Origin of the sequence: Nonomuraea thailandensis, assembly GCF_024172165.1 — a bacterium.
In the GTDB taxonomy this organism is placed as follows: Bacteria; Actinomycetota; Actinomycetes; order Streptosporangiales; family Streptosporangiaceae; genus Nonomuraea; species Nonomuraea thailandensis.
The window spans coordinates 103,307-118,292 of sequence record NZ_JAMZEB010000001.1; the positions used below are offsets into that span (position 1 = coordinate 103,307).

12 protein-coding genes are annotated in these 14,986 nt (G+C 67.6%); 9 read left to right on the top strand and 3 right to left on the bottom strand.

Going from position 1 to position 14,986, the window contains the following annotated elements:
• Positions 1-457: 457 nt before the first annotated feature.
• The gene (gene istA, locus HD597_RS00465; RefSeq protein ID WP_253739479.1) at positions 458-2,035 is read left to right on the top strand and encodes an IS21 family transposase; all 1,578 of its coding nucleotides are present in this window, start codon (positions 458-460) and stop codon (positions 2,033-2,035) included.
• Position 2,036: 1 nt separating this feature from the next.
• Positions 2,037-2,828, top strand: coding sequence for an IS21-like element helper ATPase IstB (gene istB / locus HD597_RS00470; protein ID WP_253739481.1), 792 nt, complete (start codon positions 2,037-2,039; stop codon positions 2,826-2,828).
• A 631-nt stretch (positions 2,829-3,459) separates the two neighbouring features.
• On the opposite strand, the gene HD597_RS00475 is transcribed toward istB, so the two are convergent.
• Positions 3,460-4,167 (bottom strand): PaeR7I family type II restriction endonuclease, encoded by a 708-nt coding sequence (locus HD597_RS00475; RefSeq protein WP_253739483.1) that lies wholly within the window; start codon positions 4,165-4,167, stop codon positions 3,460-3,462.
• Between the two features lie 140 nt (positions 4,168-4,307).
• On the opposite strand from HD597_RS00475, the gene HD597_RS00480 reads away from it, so the two are divergent.
• A complete protein-coding gene (locus HD597_RS00480) occupies positions 4,308-5,969 on the top strand; it encodes an Eco57I restriction-modification methylase domain-containing protein (RefSeq protein ID WP_253739485.1) in 1,662 nt (553 codons plus the stop codon).
• A gap of 356 nt (positions 5,970-6,325) precedes the next feature.
• On the opposite strand, the gene HD597_RS00485 is transcribed toward HD597_RS00480, so the two are convergent.
• Entirely contained in the window at positions 6,326-7,669 is a 1,344-nt protein-coding gene (locus tag HD597_RS00485) for an NsdA family TPR-like regulatory protein (RefSeq protein WP_253739487.1), read from the bottom strand.
• 26 nt (positions 7,670-7,695) lie between these two features.
• A complete protein-coding gene (locus HD597_RS00490) occupies positions 7,696-8,154 on the bottom strand; it encodes a DNA-processing protein DprA (RefSeq protein WP_253739489.1) in 459 nt (152 codons plus the stop codon).
• A gap of 64 nt (positions 8,155-8,218) precedes the next feature.
• Between HD597_RS00490 and HD597_RS00495 the strand changes: the two genes are divergently transcribed.
• The 6 genes from HD597_RS00495 (at position 8,219) to HD597_RS00520 (ending at position 14,888) form a co-directional block, all read left to right on the top strand.
• Entirely contained in the window at positions 8,219-8,497 is a 279-nt protein-coding gene (locus HD597_RS00495) for a hypothetical protein (protein WP_253739492.1), read from the top strand.
• A complete protein-coding gene (locus tag HD597_RS00500) occupies positions 8,494-9,321 on the top strand; it encodes an SAM-dependent methyltransferase (RefSeq protein ID WP_253739494.1) in 828 nt (275 codons plus the stop codon). Before HD597_RS00495 ends, HD597_RS00500 begins: the two co-directional genes overlap by 4 nt.
• 29 nt (positions 9,322-9,350) lie before the next feature.
• Positions 9,351-10,232, top strand: coding sequence for a phosphotransferase family protein (locus HD597_RS00505; RefSeq protein WP_253739495.1), 882 nt, complete (start codon positions 9,351-9,353; stop codon positions 10,230-10,232).
• An 821-nt stretch (positions 10,233-11,053) separates the two neighbouring features.
• Positions 11,054-11,977 carry a phosphotransferase family protein gene (locus HD597_RS00510; protein WP_253739497.1) on the top strand — a complete coding sequence of 308 codons (924 nt, stop codon included), beginning with the start codon at positions 11,054-11,056 and terminating at the stop codon, positions 11,975-11,977.
• 722 nt (positions 11,978-12,699) lie between these two features.
• The gene (locus tag HD597_RS00515) at positions 12,700-13,746 is read left to right on the top strand and encodes an ABC transporter substrate-binding protein (RefSeq protein ID WP_276082651.1); all 1,047 of its coding nucleotides are present in this window, start codon (positions 12,700-12,702) and stop codon (positions 13,744-13,746) included.
• A complete protein-coding gene (locus HD597_RS00520; protein WP_253739501.1) occupies positions 13,743-14,888 on the top strand; it encodes a methyltransferase in 1,146 nt (381 codons plus the stop codon). Before HD597_RS00515 ends, HD597_RS00520 begins: the two co-directional genes overlap by 4 nt.
• Positions 14,889-14,986: the final 98 nt, after the last annotated feature.

Here is a 14,986-nt window from a genome sequence, read left to right on the forward strand (position 1 = left end):
GGGACTCCAGGGACCTCAAGGCACCAAGGGACCGTAGGGCCCGGCCGGTAACGACGGCCAGAACGGCGCGGGCGCCTACGAAGTGGCGGTGGCCGGTGGTTTCGTCGGCACCCAGGCCGAGTGGCTTGCATCGCTGAGGGGCCCACAAGGTCCACAAGGTGAGCAGGGCCCCATCGGACCTGACGGTCCGCAGGGCATCAAGGGCGACACCGGAGCCGCGTTGCACAGATCCGCAGGGTGAACGCGGACCGCAGGGCATTCAGGGAGTCAGGGCCAGCAGGGTCTGAAGGGCGACGCTGGGCCTCAAGGGCCGCAGGGCTTTCAGGGTTGACGGCGGCCGTGAAAAGCTCCCCGTAGGCGGCCAGATAACGCCCCACTGATGGCCAGCGGGTTCCCCGCGGATGGCCAGATAGCTCCCCGTTCGTTCCAGTCGTCCCGTTCGCTGACAGTCGAGCGGGTGAAGAGCAGCAGGGAGATCATGGAGATTCTTGAGGCGTATGACCTCACGGGCAGTTACCGCGCCGCGGCCGAGTTGGCCGGATGTGACCATCACACGGTGGCCCGGTATGTGAAGATGCGCGCGGCCGGGCAAGCGCCCGAGCAGCGGCGGCACCGGGCGCGGGCGATCGACGACTTCCTGCCCAAGATTGAGGAACTGGTGGTGCGGTCGCGGGGCAAGATCCGCGCCGATGTCGTGCACCAGCGCATCGCGGCGATGGGCTTCACCGGCGGAGAGCGGACCACCCGGCGGACGGTGGCCGAGGCCAAGGCGCAGTATCGGCTGGGCCAACACCGCATCTACCGGCCATGGGTGACCGAGCCGGGACTGTGGCTGCAGTGGGATTGGGGCAGCGGCCCAGTGATCGGCGGACGGCAGAGCACGCTGTGGTGCGCCTGGCTGGCCTGGTCACGGTTCCGGGTGGTGATCCCGGTCTGGGACAAGACGCTGCCGACCATCGTGGCCTGCCTGGATGCGACGTTGCGGAGGATCGGCGGGGTGCCGGCCTATGCGCTGACCGACAACGAAAAGACCGTCACCACCGAGCACATCGCCGGGATCGCGGTGCGCAACGCCGACATCGTCGAGGTGGCCAAGCACTACGGGATGACGATTCGCACCTGCCTGCCGGCCGACCCCGAATCCAAGGGCGGCAGCGAGGCCACCGTTCGCATCGCCAAGGCCGATCTGGTGCCCACCGAGGTCAACCTGCGCGAGGAGTATCGCCGCTTCTCCCAACTGGAGGCGGCCTGCCGGGACTTCTGCCAGGAGGTCAACGCCCGTCCGCACCGCGCCACCAGGCGGCCGCCGATCGAGTTGCTGGCCGAGGAACGCCAGCGGCTGCACCCGCTGCCGCAGCAGCCGTTCACCGCCGCGTTCGGCACCACCCGCCGGGTGAACTGGGACTGCACCATCTCGGTGGACGGCGTGCGCTACTCGGTGCCGCACCCGCTGGTCGACACCCGCGTCTGGGCCCGCTTCCACGGCGATGAACTGATCGTCACCGCGGTCGGCGGCGACGGAACCGCCACCGAAGTGGCCCGCCACCGGCGCGGCAGCCCCGGCAGCCCGGTCATCGACGAGGCGCACTACCCGCCACGCGAGGACAAGGACCTCGAGCGCACCCCGAAGGCCACCACCGCCGAGGAAACCGCGTTCTTGATGCTCGGCCCCGGCGCCAGCGCCTGGCTGGCCGAGGCCGCCGCCGCGGGCATCCGCCGGATCAAGGCCAAGATGGCCCAGGCCGTCGCGCTGGCCAAGCTGCACTCGCCCACCGCCGTCGACCGCGCCCTGGGCGCCGCGGCGATCACCGGCCGGTTCGCCGACGCCGACCTGCTGTCCATCCTGGACTACCAGGCCCGCCGGACCGGCACCGAACCCAGCCGGGCCACCGAGGCCCACAGCCTGCAGCCGGGCACCTCGGCCTGGGCCGCCTTCGGCACCACCACGATCAGCGGCACCGCCGATCCCACTGCCGCACCGCCCACCGGCAACAGCACCGGCAACAGCACCGACCTCGATGAGGAGCTCACCTGACATGGCCACCCCGCTGCGCACCGTTCCCGGCTCGGCCGGCGACCCGCTGGCCGAGGCGATCGAGCTGACCCGCCGCCTGAAGCTGCCGCATATCCGCCGCGCCCTGCCCGACCTGGTACCCACCGCCAAGGCCCAGCGCTGGGACCCCGCCGAGGTGGTCCGGGTGCTGCTGGCCGAAGAAGCCGCCGGCCGGGACCGCGCCAACCTCAACACCCGCCGCAAACGCGCCGCCTTCCCCACCGGCAAGACCTTCGGCGACTGGGACGAGAACGCCTCCTGCATCCCGCGCCCCACCCAGGACGCGCTCAAGAGCCTGGAATGGGTGAGCCGTCGCGAGAACCTCTGCGTCTGCGGCCCGTCTGGCACCGGCAAGAGCCACTTCAGCGAGGCCCTCGGCCAGGCGGCGGTCGAGGCTGGGCTGAGCGTCATGTGGTTCACCATCGAAGACCTCGGCACTCTGGTCCGCCGCCATCGCGTGGACGACTCCATCGCCCGCGCGCTGACCCGCATCATCCGCGCCGATCTGATCATCATCGACGACATCGGCCTTCTGCCGGTCTCCCCGGACGCCGCCGAAAGCTTCTACCGGCTGGTCGATGCCGCCTACGAACGCCGCAGCCTGGCGGTCAGCAGCAACCTGCACCCCTCCGGCTTCGACGAGATCATGCCCAAGACCCTGGCCACCGCCACCGTCGACCGGCTCCTGCACCACGCCCATGTCGTGGTCACCCAAGGTGACAGCTTCCGGCTCACCCAAGCCACCTCAGGACAGGGGGTCAAACCCTTCAGCTGACCGAGCAGCAACCAACGGTGGGGAGATAACTGGCCGCCGTTGGGGAGAACACCGTGGCCGCCAGCGGGGACATCTCAAGGCCGCCTACGGGGAGAACTCAAGGCCATTGACACAGGGTCAAATCGATCCTGAAGGACCCGCAGGTGTAGGGCTCGCCGATTCCGGATGGATGAACTGCACGGTGAGCACCGCTTGCGTGCAGCCCGACGTCCAACCTGAGGTGCGCAAGCTTGGTTCCATGGTGTTTTTGCGAGGGGTCCATCGTCCACAACCAGAGCACCAGCGACATGACCGGCGACGAGCTGGTAACGGCAACTCGCTGGTGACGATTCTTGTGGGCTACCGCCCGGACCAGGAGATCATCCTGACGTCCGGCGACTTCACCGGCGACCTTGTGGATAACGTGATCATGGCCCGAGTCGTTTCGGACGGCGGCATGCGCTTCTACCCGGAACGCCAGCAACCGTACGAACATCCCGCAGGCTCCAGTTCAACGGCTCCTGGACCGTTGACTGATCTCCTGAAGAAGAAAGAAGTACGGCAGCGAAGCCTCCCGCTCCTATGCGGCTGGAGGTTTTCGCCACTCCTGATCACAATATTGAGCGACATCCTCTCATACTCGGGCAATCGCCTAACGCTTCGCATTGAGAACGGCATTTACGAAGTCGATGCGGCCTCTAATCTGGGCTGTAAACGCCTCAGCGGTGGCGGTCACAAGAGGCTCATTGTAGACAATACCTTCATCCGTCTTCTTCGTAGCAATAAACCACCCTGCTTGATAAACCCCGTCCCCGATGAAGCGTTTGACCATCTCCTGATACCGCTGATTGTAGGACATGCCTTTGAACGTCGGATCCGTCGGGAACAAAGCAGCGACAGAACGGTTCTCTTGCTCGGTTTCAGCCGTCTCCTGGAGAACGAAGACGTAGCCTAGCCATGGCGGCACCTGGCCATACGCTTCGTTTTTCGTCTGCGCCGCATGCGTATCCGTTGCGGTACCCAGGGCTTCCTCGAATCGGTTGTTGATGTTCTTGCCCACACTGCCCACTTGGGACTTGAACTCAATCGCAGCGACAAGGATACCGTCGCAAACGACAACTAAATCCCATTGCTTGCGAACTCGATAGTAGCCAGGCAAGTAAGGCTGACGCTCGATGATACATCCTTCAGGAATGCCGGCATTGATGAACTCTTGAGCGACCAACTTCGTGATGGGGCCCATATGCGTATTCGCTCGGGCAGCCCCGCCAGCCAACCCCCGGTCCTCCAGTGCAGCCGCCTGTGCCCCCCGTGTCGACCAGAAGGCTTCGACTACCCGCTGAACGTCGTCCTTGCGCACGCCTGCCGCTCCTCTGTGGCCCGTGGTCTCGAACGTGATCAAGCCTGCCAAGGCTCTCCTGTAGTAGATCATGTCCTGGGCGCGCGCACCTGCTGTTCACGAAACCCCGTAGGGTGGCACCCGTGCAATCTGCTCTAGACATGAACATCGTCCCACCTGCCATGTTGGCTGGCATTCCCGATGAGGCGGTGGAACACGGCGAAGTGTTCACCCGTAGGTGGATCGTCGAGATGATCCTAGATCTCGTCGATTACCGGTCCGATAGGGATCTGGCGGCGCTTAGGCTGGTCGAGCCCGCTTGCGGCGCCGGAGCCTTCCTGGGGGTCATTGCGGAGCTGGTCAGTGAGTCATGCCGGAAGCATGAACGTCACATCCTAGACGCGCTTGAGGCCGTATGCGCGTTCGACCTACTGCCTAAGAACGTGACTCTGGCCAGGGCTCTGATTGAGAGGACCCTCGCAGCAGAGGGGTGGCGCTCTGCGGACGCCTCTGCCGTAGCAAGAGCCTGGGTGCGGCGGGCCGACTACCTGCTGGAGCGATCAGATCGAGATCAGGTGGATTTTGTGGTGGGCAACCCTCCGTACATCCGTCTGGAAGATGTGCCCGACGATCGCACCAACCTCTACCGCGCCCTTTACCCCACGATGGTGGGCCGCGCAGACATCTACGTTGGCTTCTTTGAAGCTGGCCTTCGATCGCTGCGAGACGGGGGGCGGCTTGGCTTCATCTGCGCTGATCGTTGGATGCGGAACCAATACGGCAGGGAGTTGCGCAGATTGGTTGTTGATAAGTTCGCCCTAGACCTGTGCATTACTATGCACGACGTCGACGCCTTCGAGGAGCAGGTTGCTGCGTACCCGGCAGTGACCGTTCTCCGGCGGGGTCGACAGGAAGCTGCGGTGGTCGCGGATACCAGCCGGGAGTTCAGTGAGGCTGCCGCGCAAGACCTCAAGGCATGGGTCCGCCGCGACGAGTCAGGCCCGGTGCGGTCGGCTTCGTACGAGGTGGCACGACTGCCTCACTGGTTTCCAGGGGATGATCTGTGGCCTTCCGGTTCTCCAGCGCGACTCGCCATTTTGGAAGACTTGACCGAGCGATTCACGACCCTAGGGGATCCTGCATCCGGCGTACGGGTGGGGATCGGTGTTGCCACGGGAGCTGACAAGGTATTCATCACACGCGATCAGAACCTCGTCGAACCCGAACGGTTGCTACCACTCGCAATGGTACGCGACACCGCGAGCGGGATACTGGAATGGTCGGGACATTACCTCGTCAATCCATGGAGCGAGCAGGGACAACTAGTTGATCTTAGCGAATTCCCCAGGCTGCGAGACTACTTCGAGCGGAACGCCGACGCCCTAGTCGGGCGTTATATTGTAAAGAAGAACCCGGGCAAGTGGTATAAGACCATTGACAAGATCGAGAACGGACTTACGGAGCGCCCGAAGCTTTTCTTCCCAGATATGAAACTTATCAGTCACCCAGTGCTAGATGATGGAAAGTATTACCCTCACCACAATCTGTACTTCGTGACCTCAGATGTTTGGGACTTGAAGGTTCTCGGCGGTCTCCTGCTGTCCAAGGTAGCAGAGGCCTTCATAGAAGCCTACGCCGTGAAGATGCGCGGCAAGACGCTGCGCTTTCAAGCCCAATATCTCCGCCGCATCCCGGTTCCTCTGCCCGAAGAGATCACGCCCGAACAGGGCGAGAAACTGGCGGACGCTTTCCTGCGGCGAGACGTCGAGGCGGCCACGTCCGCAGCACTGGACGTGTACGGCCTTGCCGCCTGGCCCGCTTAGAGGACAGCCCTTCCATCTGCTGACTGGGAGCCCATGCCGGCGGTTGGAATTGGGGCTCATATCTCGCCTGATCAGGCCGCCGTAAATAGCGCGCTCTGGTCAGGCGCAACGAGCACCGGCGGCTCCTACTGCTCGGCTTCCTCTTCCTCCTTTTCAGCCCAGGGGAAAGGGTTGCCGGGCAGCCGCCCTTGGGCCGGGGCTACGCCCCGGGTTCGGTGCCGACCATGCGGACGGCATGTCACTGCGAGACGTACTCGAACGCTGCGGTCTTCAAATTGCGGTTGTCGTCGTTATCGAAAGCGGCGTCGCCGCGGGCCCCAGGGAGCTGATCTTGTAGATCCCGGACGCAGGGTCCCTCACCCGCCGAACAACTCGATGAGGTGATCGTCAAGGTCAGCGACAAAGTCCTCACGCCTCCATTGCCGCAAATCTTGGCGCGCACCGCGCAGCCTGATCCTGACGACTCGTCCACCCGTCTCTGACGCAGCGTCGATGCAATGATGCAGCAGGTCGGCGCCTGATCGTGGGTCATCAAGGCGGATCCGGGCGATGGCCTGATCCGTGGCCACGATTGCGCGCTGTACCCGCTCACGTGGTGCGACGAGCGACTCGGTGGAGCGAGCGAAGTAGTCGTGGGCTTCGGACACATCTCCCACATGCAGCTTCGTTACGCCCTCGAAGCCACGCAGGAGAGCGGGCGAGAACGAACCGGTTGCCGGGTCGCCGTCGCGATCACTCTCCAAGTCGTACCATGCGAGCGCGAGCGCGGTCTCGGCGTGCCTCTTCTGACCGGCTCGAGCTGCGATCTCCGCCTGTAGGGCGTGTGCCCGGGCCCGCACCGTTACGCTGTCCCCGGCTCGGGCGTCACGCACGGCGGCGTCGACGAGTGCCTTGGCAGCGTCGAGACCAGGCGCTGAATACAGAGTGACGAGCGCGTGACTCATGCGAACGACTGCACGATGCCATGGCGCGCCGACCCTGCCGGCCGCATCGGTTGCCGCGAGATACAAGGCCCTCGAAGCTTCGTCGTCTCGGGTCTCAAAGGCGAATCGGCCGGCCAGCATGAACGCCTGCGCAGCGATCCACCGCAAGTCGGCCACATGCGCCGGAGGAATCGCCGCGGTGGTCAGCCGACGGCAAGACTCGACGATCGGCGCGAGCATGAGGTGCAGTCGTACGAACGGGATGCTCCCGACTTGGCCGTTCACGGTGGATACCGCCTCACGCAGCGCCACCAGCAGCTCTTCGTCGACCCGGGATGGATCGGCCAGAGCCGCAGCGAGCAGTTGCTGTGTTGGCGGGCCGAGCAGCGCAAGCAGACCGGCGCCCGCGTCGGTGGTCGTACGCACGAGCAGGGTGTGAAGCTCGCTGAGGCGCTGTTCGCTCTCGCCGAGGTGCCGGAGGGCATCGAGGAATTCAGCGAAGTCACTGCCGGTGCCCAGCAAGGGCCGACCTTCGGTGTTGCGTGCATACAGGTGCGCGAGCAGCAGTTGATACCGCTCGCTGGGCAGGATCGGGTTCGTACTGGTTTCCCATCGGGCGACGGTCCGCTGCACGCTCGCGACGCTGGCGTCGAAGGGCTGCCCGAGCCGGGCGGCCGTGTCGCTGATGGCGCGGGCCGTGTCAGCCAGGGACCAGCCGCGGGCCAGTCGGAGTCGCTTCATGCTGGCAGCGCCGACGAGCTTGTCGCGCGCGTTCATAGGCTCATGATGCCCGCTCAGGTGCTTCACACGGGCACGATCAGCCGTGGTTTTCCCTGTGAGGCCGCGTAATTGATCGTCTGCCAGGTGCCGGACGAACCTTCTGGCCCCTGCAGAGGGAATCCGATCACCATGGCGGCGTGGTCGACCATCCACTGGTTCCGCGCATGGTACGCAGGCGTTCCGAGCGCGGCGGCGCCCAACTCGGTGATCTCCATGATGCGATCACCACAGCGGGCGATGACTTGTCGTGCCTCAGCGGGCTGCTGCTCGACAGTGCCGGGCGTGACGACCGTGATCCGCGAGCCTGAGTTCCCGGCCAGCCAGAGCAGGGTCAAGCTGTCGATGCCCACCGCGCCTCCGATGTAGAAATGCGCGTCGTCCCTCGAGAACGGTCCGAGAAAGGTTTCGAACAGGTCCGCGTACCAGGAGAGTCCGTGATGCCCGGTCGACCGTGTACCGGTTATCGCCACAGCGAGAGGCATTGATCAACTCCGTGTCATGGATTGTCAGATCCCGCTCGCGTGCCCGCTGAGATGCGATTGACCCATGCACGCGAACCGCCTAGCCATTCTGGCCGAGATCCTCAGGGCGCGCGGACTATCCGTGACGAACGATGACAACGGATCAGTACTCGTCAGAAACCCGCTGTTTCCGCGCATTGGCGAAGCTGTGGGTGCCGTCAACGGCGGCTATCTGACCGATTACGGATATGAACTGGGAGAACGGGGGGACGAGCTGGCGACAGCTGATCGCCTTGGGTATCTCCTCGGGATTCCCCGCATGTCGCGGGTAGCGCTACAGCGGCCCTGCCGAGGTGCCGCGTGACAACCGATTCTTCCTCCGGGCCCGGCAGCTCCTTCAACCCCGCAATCGCCGTTCCGTCGCGGACATACGCCGCGTTCCGTGGTGCGTCGAAGGATGCGTTCCCGGCGGATCGGGAAGCGGCCAGTGAGCTGCGTAAGGCGCTGGACGGCATGCAGGTGGACGAGGTGATCCGGGAGAACGCGGCCGCGCTCGTCCGGGCGGTCGACTTTCTCGCCCAGGAGCATTTGCAGTTCGCGGATCTCGGTGGCGGCCGGCCGATGCAAGGGCTGGACCAGCGCAAGCTGCCGGACCTGTGTCAGGTGGCCATACAGCGTCAGCCGGAACGGCGGTGGCTGCTGCTCGACTCCGACATCACCGTGGTCATCGCCGGTCGTGCACTGATCGGCGGAGCGGGTGTGGCGGTCGTGCAAGAAGATCTCAGGAGCCCCGCCGAAGTGGTGTACGCGATGGATGAGCACCTCGATCTCGGAAAGCGGATCGTGGTCATCCTGGGCGCGGTGCTGCACTTCCTGACGACGGAGGAGGTGCACGCTCTCATGTCCGAGCTGTGGGCGTGCCTGACGTCCGGCAGCGTGGTGGCCGCCACCCATCTCACCAGCGCCGACGCCGATCCAGCGAAGGTGGCCGCTGGAGTGGCGGCCTACCAGGCCAACCACGGCATCGACATCTACCCCCGCACCAGAGACGAGATCACGGCTCTGGCAGACCCATTCGTCATCCGCGATCCGGGAGTCGTTTCCACGATCGAGTTCAAGCCGGACCCGGTAGGGCCGACCCCCGTCCCCGCGCCGCACTTCCTCATGTGGCTGGCCGATCGTCCCTGAAACCCTCACCCCCCTTCATGGAGACCTCAATGAACGACCGCCTGGATTGGGAACACCTTCCCCCGAGCGTGCGAGACGTCATCGAAGACAGGACCGGCACCGTCATCAAGGCCGAAACCGTCATCGGCCGCCGCCCGAGGTGCGCCACCCGCCTGTACGCCAAAGAAGACGACGTCTTCATCAAAGCCGTCCCGGCCAACAGCCCCGCCGCCGAGCCCTACCGGCGCGAGCAGTGGGCCGCCCGGCACCTGCCCGTGCCGGCCCCCGCGCCGCGCCTGCTGTGGAGCCTGGAGATCGACAGCTGGCTCGTGCTGGCCTTCGAACTCGTCAACGATTACGCCCGCCACGTGGATCTGCGACACGACTCCGACGACCTGCCGCCTGTGCTGGACGCGGTGGGATGGCTCGCCGCCGAGCGCTGCGCGCTGCCCGGCCCGTCGGCGATCGAGCACTTCAGCGGCCTGTACGCCAAGGGGCGCCTGATGCTGGACCAGCCGCACGTGCGCGACCTCTACCTGCCCGCGCTGGAAGGGTTCGACATCGACCGGCTGGGCGGCAGCACGCTCATCCACGGCGATCTCGGCCCCCGCACCCTGCTCACCAAGGACACCGTCATCTATGGCATCGACTGGTCGACGGCGTCGCTCGGCGCGTGGTGGATCGACCTTGCCCTGCTCGGCCCCCAGCTCATCGCCGACGGGCACAGCCCCGAGCAGGCCGACGAGCTGCTGTCCGCCGCGGCACCCGCCTGGGCGAACACCCCCGCGCCGGATGTGATCGGCCTGACCGCGATCTGCGGCTCCCACCGGCTGTACCAGGCCGAGTACGGGCCCGGGAGCCGCCGCGACGAGGCGCTGCGCCTGGCGCACGCCTGCCGGACGTGGCTGACGCACTGGCGGGCCAGACGCTGACCCGGCCTGCCGAACGACATCATGATCGTGGCGTGGCCCACCCTGCCCAGGCGCGACGCCTTCCCCTGCGCCGCACGGCCACGCCACCTGCGGGCGGCCCGGTGTCGACGTCTCCGCCGCACCGCACCACCCGGCAGCAGGCCGGGCGTCGGCCCGCTGACGCCCGGCCTGCGCCACCCACCACCCAGCCTCGGGGCCCTGACCACTGCCGGACGCGCCACCCGGCCGCCGCCCAACCGCCGGACCCCAGGGGACAGAGCAGGCCCGGCACACCACCGCCGGCCCCTGCCCACCCCCGCCGGCCCCTGCCCTTCCGGGCCCACAACCGCCCGTCCACCTGCAAAGGCTCCCGCATGTTCAACGCCATCCTGCTCGCCATGAACCAGAACTTCCCCACCGCACGAGACAAGGAAAGAGCCAGGAGCCGCGAGCCGTCACCGCCGGCCCGCGACAGCGCACCGGCACCAGATCCGCCCACATCCGAGCCACCCGCCGCTGCGAAGGGCGCCGCACGCGCCCCTTCGGAGCACCCGCAGCCGCCCCGGTGAGGCCCCGGCCGCGGCGACCACCGGCCGTGGGACGGTGCATCGCCGACACCGTCCCACGGCCACCCCACCGCAAGAACCATCCGGAGACAGACGACGAGCTCCTGCCCCCGGACGGGGGCTTCTACGGCCGCGCGCCGACGGCCCGCAAGCCGCCGCGCTGGTGCTGGCTCGCCACCCTCCTCCGGCTTTTCGGCGAGACCCAGTAACCACCCCGGACCCACCACGACCATCCAGCCCGATCAGCCACCTGCCAACCTTCAAGGAGATCGACGCATGACGAACCCTGGCGAGCCAGACACGCCCGAGGCGACGACGAGCCCGCTCGCCTGGCACCACCTGCCGGACGCCGTGCGGGTCGCCGTGATCGACGCCTGCGGGGCCGTCCGGCACGCCAAGCCCCATCCGGGCGGGAACCTGATCTTCCTGCGCACCGACGCGGAACAGCGCGTCTGCCTCAAGGCCGCCCGCGTCGGCAGCGAAGCCGGCCTGACGGTACGGCGCGAGCAGTGGGCCCGCACCCTGCACGACGACCTGCCCGCCCCCGCCCTGGTGCTGGCCGAGGCCATCGACGACTGGTACGTGACAGTCCTGCGCCAGATCAGCGGCTACTACGCCCGCCTGCACCCCGGCTCGTCCAACCTCGAACCCGTGCTGGCGAGCCTGGCACGTCTCGGCCCACGACTCACCGCCAGCAGCGTCCCGAACGACGCGGTCCTGGCCGAGGCGGACCTCGGCCGCGTAGTGGACGGCGCGTGGACGATCCTTGACAACCATGCGCTGCACCTGGGGCGGGAGGAACGAGCCCTCCTCGAGCAGGCGCTGCACGGATTCGAGATGGACGCCGCCACCGGCACCACCCTGCTCAACGGCAACCTCGACCCGCGCAACATCCTGCTGTCCCCAGCCGGCGTCCACCTCCTGGACTGGGGCCGAGCCGGCTACGGAGCAGCCTGGCTCGACGCGGTGCCGTTCGGGCTGCACCTCATCCACGACGGCCACCACCCCGGCCAGACCGAAACCCTGCTCGCCGACGCCTTCGCCAGCTGGCGTGCGGCGCCCCACAAGGTGGTGACCGGGCTGATCGCGGCCTGGACAGCCGAGCACATCCTGCGCGCTACCCGGCACCCGCAGCAGGACGCCGCCGTGCTCGCCCCCGCCGGACTGCTCTGGCTGCGCCACCGGACCCGCCCGACCTGAGCCCCGATCCTGGGCGGAGGCCGCACGGCGTTCGAACCCGAGCCTCACCCGGCGTCCCGGGACCGCGCGACAGCCGCTCACGCCACCGCAGCGGCATGACCAACCACCCCGGGGACGGGGGAATCGAGAACGCCCCGATGACCTGCGCGACAGCGACCCCTACCAGGTCCCACCGCCCGAGGGGACATGGGCAGAGCCTCCCGACCGGATGCTTCCGTCTCGGATCGCGCGGCGACGAGGTCACCCCTCCCCGGATCCAGACCGGAGCCGAGATCATCACCGGCACCTGTCACCCCACCCTCGCACCAGCCCGTCCGACCACCCGCCCCGGTCACAACCGCAGCAGCATGACCTGAACCTTCCGCGGCACGCGCGCGCCCCACCCCGTCGCACGCCGTGCCGCACTCCCCAGGAGGCCGGGCTCCCGCCCGAACCCGGCCCCCGGAAGGCCGCGAGGCAGGCAGGCCGCACACCCCTCGCCTGCCTCGCGTCCCTCCGCGCGCCCTGCCCACCCCATCCCTGTTCCGGGCAGCCAGACGGCGAAGCGGCACTCGAGACGGTGTGACACCGCCCATCGCCCGTGACCCCTTCCTCACCGGCCGCGCGGTGCCCGCGGCCGGTGAGGAAGTCACCGCGAGCGCGTCCCCAGCACCCGTCCGCCACCACCTCCGCCGCCGACGGCGCCTGACCTCAACCCGCCCCTGCAGAAAGATCAGCCACCCATGCGACTGCTACGCACAGTGATAGCTCTATCGCTGATAGGAATAGTGGGGGCGTGCGCCGCCCCCACCCCACCCGGCTCCGGCGCGCCGCTGACGGCCATCACGGTCGGGATCATGCCCATCCCGGACTGCACCACCATCGCCGCCGCCCAGGCAAGGGGCTACTTCACGGCCGAAGGCCTGCGCGTCACGACCGTGCAGGTCCAAGGCGGCGGCATCGCCCTGCCCAAACTCGAATCCGGCGAACTCCAATTCGCGATCATGAACTACGTCGCCGCCATCCAGAAGGAATCCCGCGAACCCGGCGTGATCAAACTCGTCACCGACGCCTACCAGGCGGCCCCCAACGCCTTCGTGCTCATGGTCCCCGGCAACAGCCCCCTCAAGACCGTCAGCGACCTGCGCGGCAAGCGCATCGCCGTGCTGACCCTCAACTCCGTCGGCACCCTCACCGTGCAAGCCGCCCTGAAAGTCGCCGGCCTCACCCAGCGCGACGTGCGGCTGTCCGAGCAGCCCGTCACCGAGATGAGCACCCTCCTGCAGCGCGGGCACATCGACGCGGCCTGGATGACCGAACCCTTCATCAGCGCCTACTACGCCCAGCACGGCGGACGCAAACTCGCCGACATGATGACCGGCCAGACCGCCGACCTGCCCATCGCCGGATGGGCCACCTCCGCCGCCTTCGCCCGCAACCACCCCGGCACGGTGCTGGCCTTCCAACGCGCCATGCAACGAGCGCAAGCCGACGTCGCCGCCGACCGAGGACTCATCGCCCGGCTCCTGCCCACCTATACCAAGATCGACGCCGACGCCGCCGCCAACATCACGATCGGCATCTTCCCGCTCGACCTGGCGCCCACCCGGATCCAGAAAGTCGCCGACCTCATGCTCGAATACGACTACATCACCGACGCCCTCGACATCCGCCCCCTCCTGCTGCCGCCACCGCCCGCCCCCACCACACCGCCCACCACACCGCCCGCCCCGCCGCCCGCCTCGCCGCCGGCGCCGCCCGCCCCCCGAAGCCAGCAGGACCTCGCATGAGCGCCGACCCGCACGCCGGCCGGCCCGCCGACCCGACCGGCCACCAGCACACCGAACAGCACACCGGCGCGGGCACGCCGCAGCTGCCCCAGCGCACCCGCGGCGCCACCGCCGCGACCCGCACCACCAACCTCGGCATCAATCCGTTCGACCTCATCCAGCACATGATGGACGCCGTGCCGGACTTCGCCGCCCTGCACGCCGCCGTCGACCTCGGCATCTTCGAACTCCTGGCCCACGGCAAGCTCACCAGCGACGAACTGGCCGCCTGCTGCGAGTGCGACCGGTCCGCGATGCGCCGGCTGATGCGCTGGCTGCACGGCGGCCGCTTCGTCACCCTCGACGGCGACCGCTACCTGCTCACCCCCTACGGGCAGGTCCTCACCGCAGGCGCCGAACGCTCCCAGCGGCACGCTGTCCTGGTCACCGGATCGTCGTACTGGTGGGACGCCGCCGGCACCCTGACCGAGACCATCCGCCTCGGCCACCCCGCGCCGCCCACCGGCCTGCCCCCCTACGACCACCTGGCCCACCACCCGGCGATCGGCCGCGAATTCGACCTGTTCATGACAGCCCGTAGCGCTGCCGTCGGACAGGACCTGGCCGCCTTCGACTTCGCCCACGTGCGAACCATCGCCGACCTCGGCGGCGGACTCGGCGGCGTCCTGGCCACCCTCCTGCGCACACACCCGCACCTGCGCGGCATCCTCGCCGACCGCGAGCACGTCCTCGACCGCGCCCGCGACCACCTCGCCCTCCAAGGACTGGCCGACCGCATCCAGCTCGCCGCAGGCGACCTGTTCGACACCATCCCACCCGGCGCGGAGGTGTACCTGCTGTCGTCGGTGCTGCACAACTACAGCACCGCCCAAGGCGTGCACCTCCTCACCGCCGTGCGCCACACCATCGAAGCCGGCGACCGGCCCGCCGAGGTGTGGATCGTGCAAGGCATGCTGCCAGGCCTGGCCGGCCAGCCAAGCGCCTGGTACAGCACCGACGCCCGCATGCTGTCACTCTTCCCCGGCGACGGAGTCCAAGACCGCGAAGCCATGTTCTGGATGGCACGACAGGCCGGCCTGCGCGTCCGCAAAACCAACCACCTACCGGCGTCCCAGCAAACCCTGATGATCACCCACCCCTGAGCAGCCGGCCCCGCTCACACCGTGAGCCGCCCTGCACCCACGACCCTGACCAGACGCTGCACCTTCTGACAACCGCGGCCCCTGGCCCAGCCGATGCT

What these genes read in the sequence shown, in the direction of transcription:
- HD597_RS00480 (WP_253739485.1), top strand. Translation starts at nt 4,308, where the DNA reads ATGAACATCGTCCCACCTGCCATGTTGGCTGGCATTCCCGATGAGGCG.
- HD597_RS00510 (WP_253739497.1), top strand. Translation starts at nt 11,054, where the DNA reads ATGACGAACCCTGGCGAGCCAGACACGCCCGAGGCGACGACGAGCCCG.
- istB (WP_253739481.1), top strand. Translation starts at nt 2,037, where the DNA reads ATGGCCACCCCGCTGCGCACCGTTCCCGGCTCGGCCGGCGACCCGCTG.
- HD597_RS00490 (WP_253739489.1), bottom strand. Translation starts at nt 8,154, where the DNA reads ATGCCTCTCGCTGTGGCGATAACCGGTACACGGTCGACCGGGCATCAC.
- HD597_RS00520 (WP_253739501.1), top strand. Translation starts at nt 13,743, where the DNA reads ATGAGCGCCGACCCGCACGCCGGCCGGCCCGCCGACCCGACCGGCCAC.
- HD597_RS00505 (WP_253739495.1), top strand. Translation starts at nt 9,351, where the DNA reads ATGAACGACCGCCTGGATTGGGAACACCTTCCCCCGAGCGTGCGAGAC.
- HD597_RS00515 (WP_276082651.1), top strand. Translation starts at nt 12,700, where the DNA reads ATGCGACTGCTACGCACAGTGATAGCTCTATCGCTGATAGGAATAGTG.
- HD597_RS00495 (WP_253739492.1), top strand. Translation starts at nt 8,219, where the DNA reads ATGCACGCGAACCGCCTAGCCATTCTGGCCGAGATCCTCAGGGCGCGC.
- HD597_RS00485 (WP_253739487.1), bottom strand. Translation starts at nt 7,669, where the DNA reads ATGAACGCGCGCGACAAGCTCGTCGGCGCTGCCAGCATGAAGCGACTC.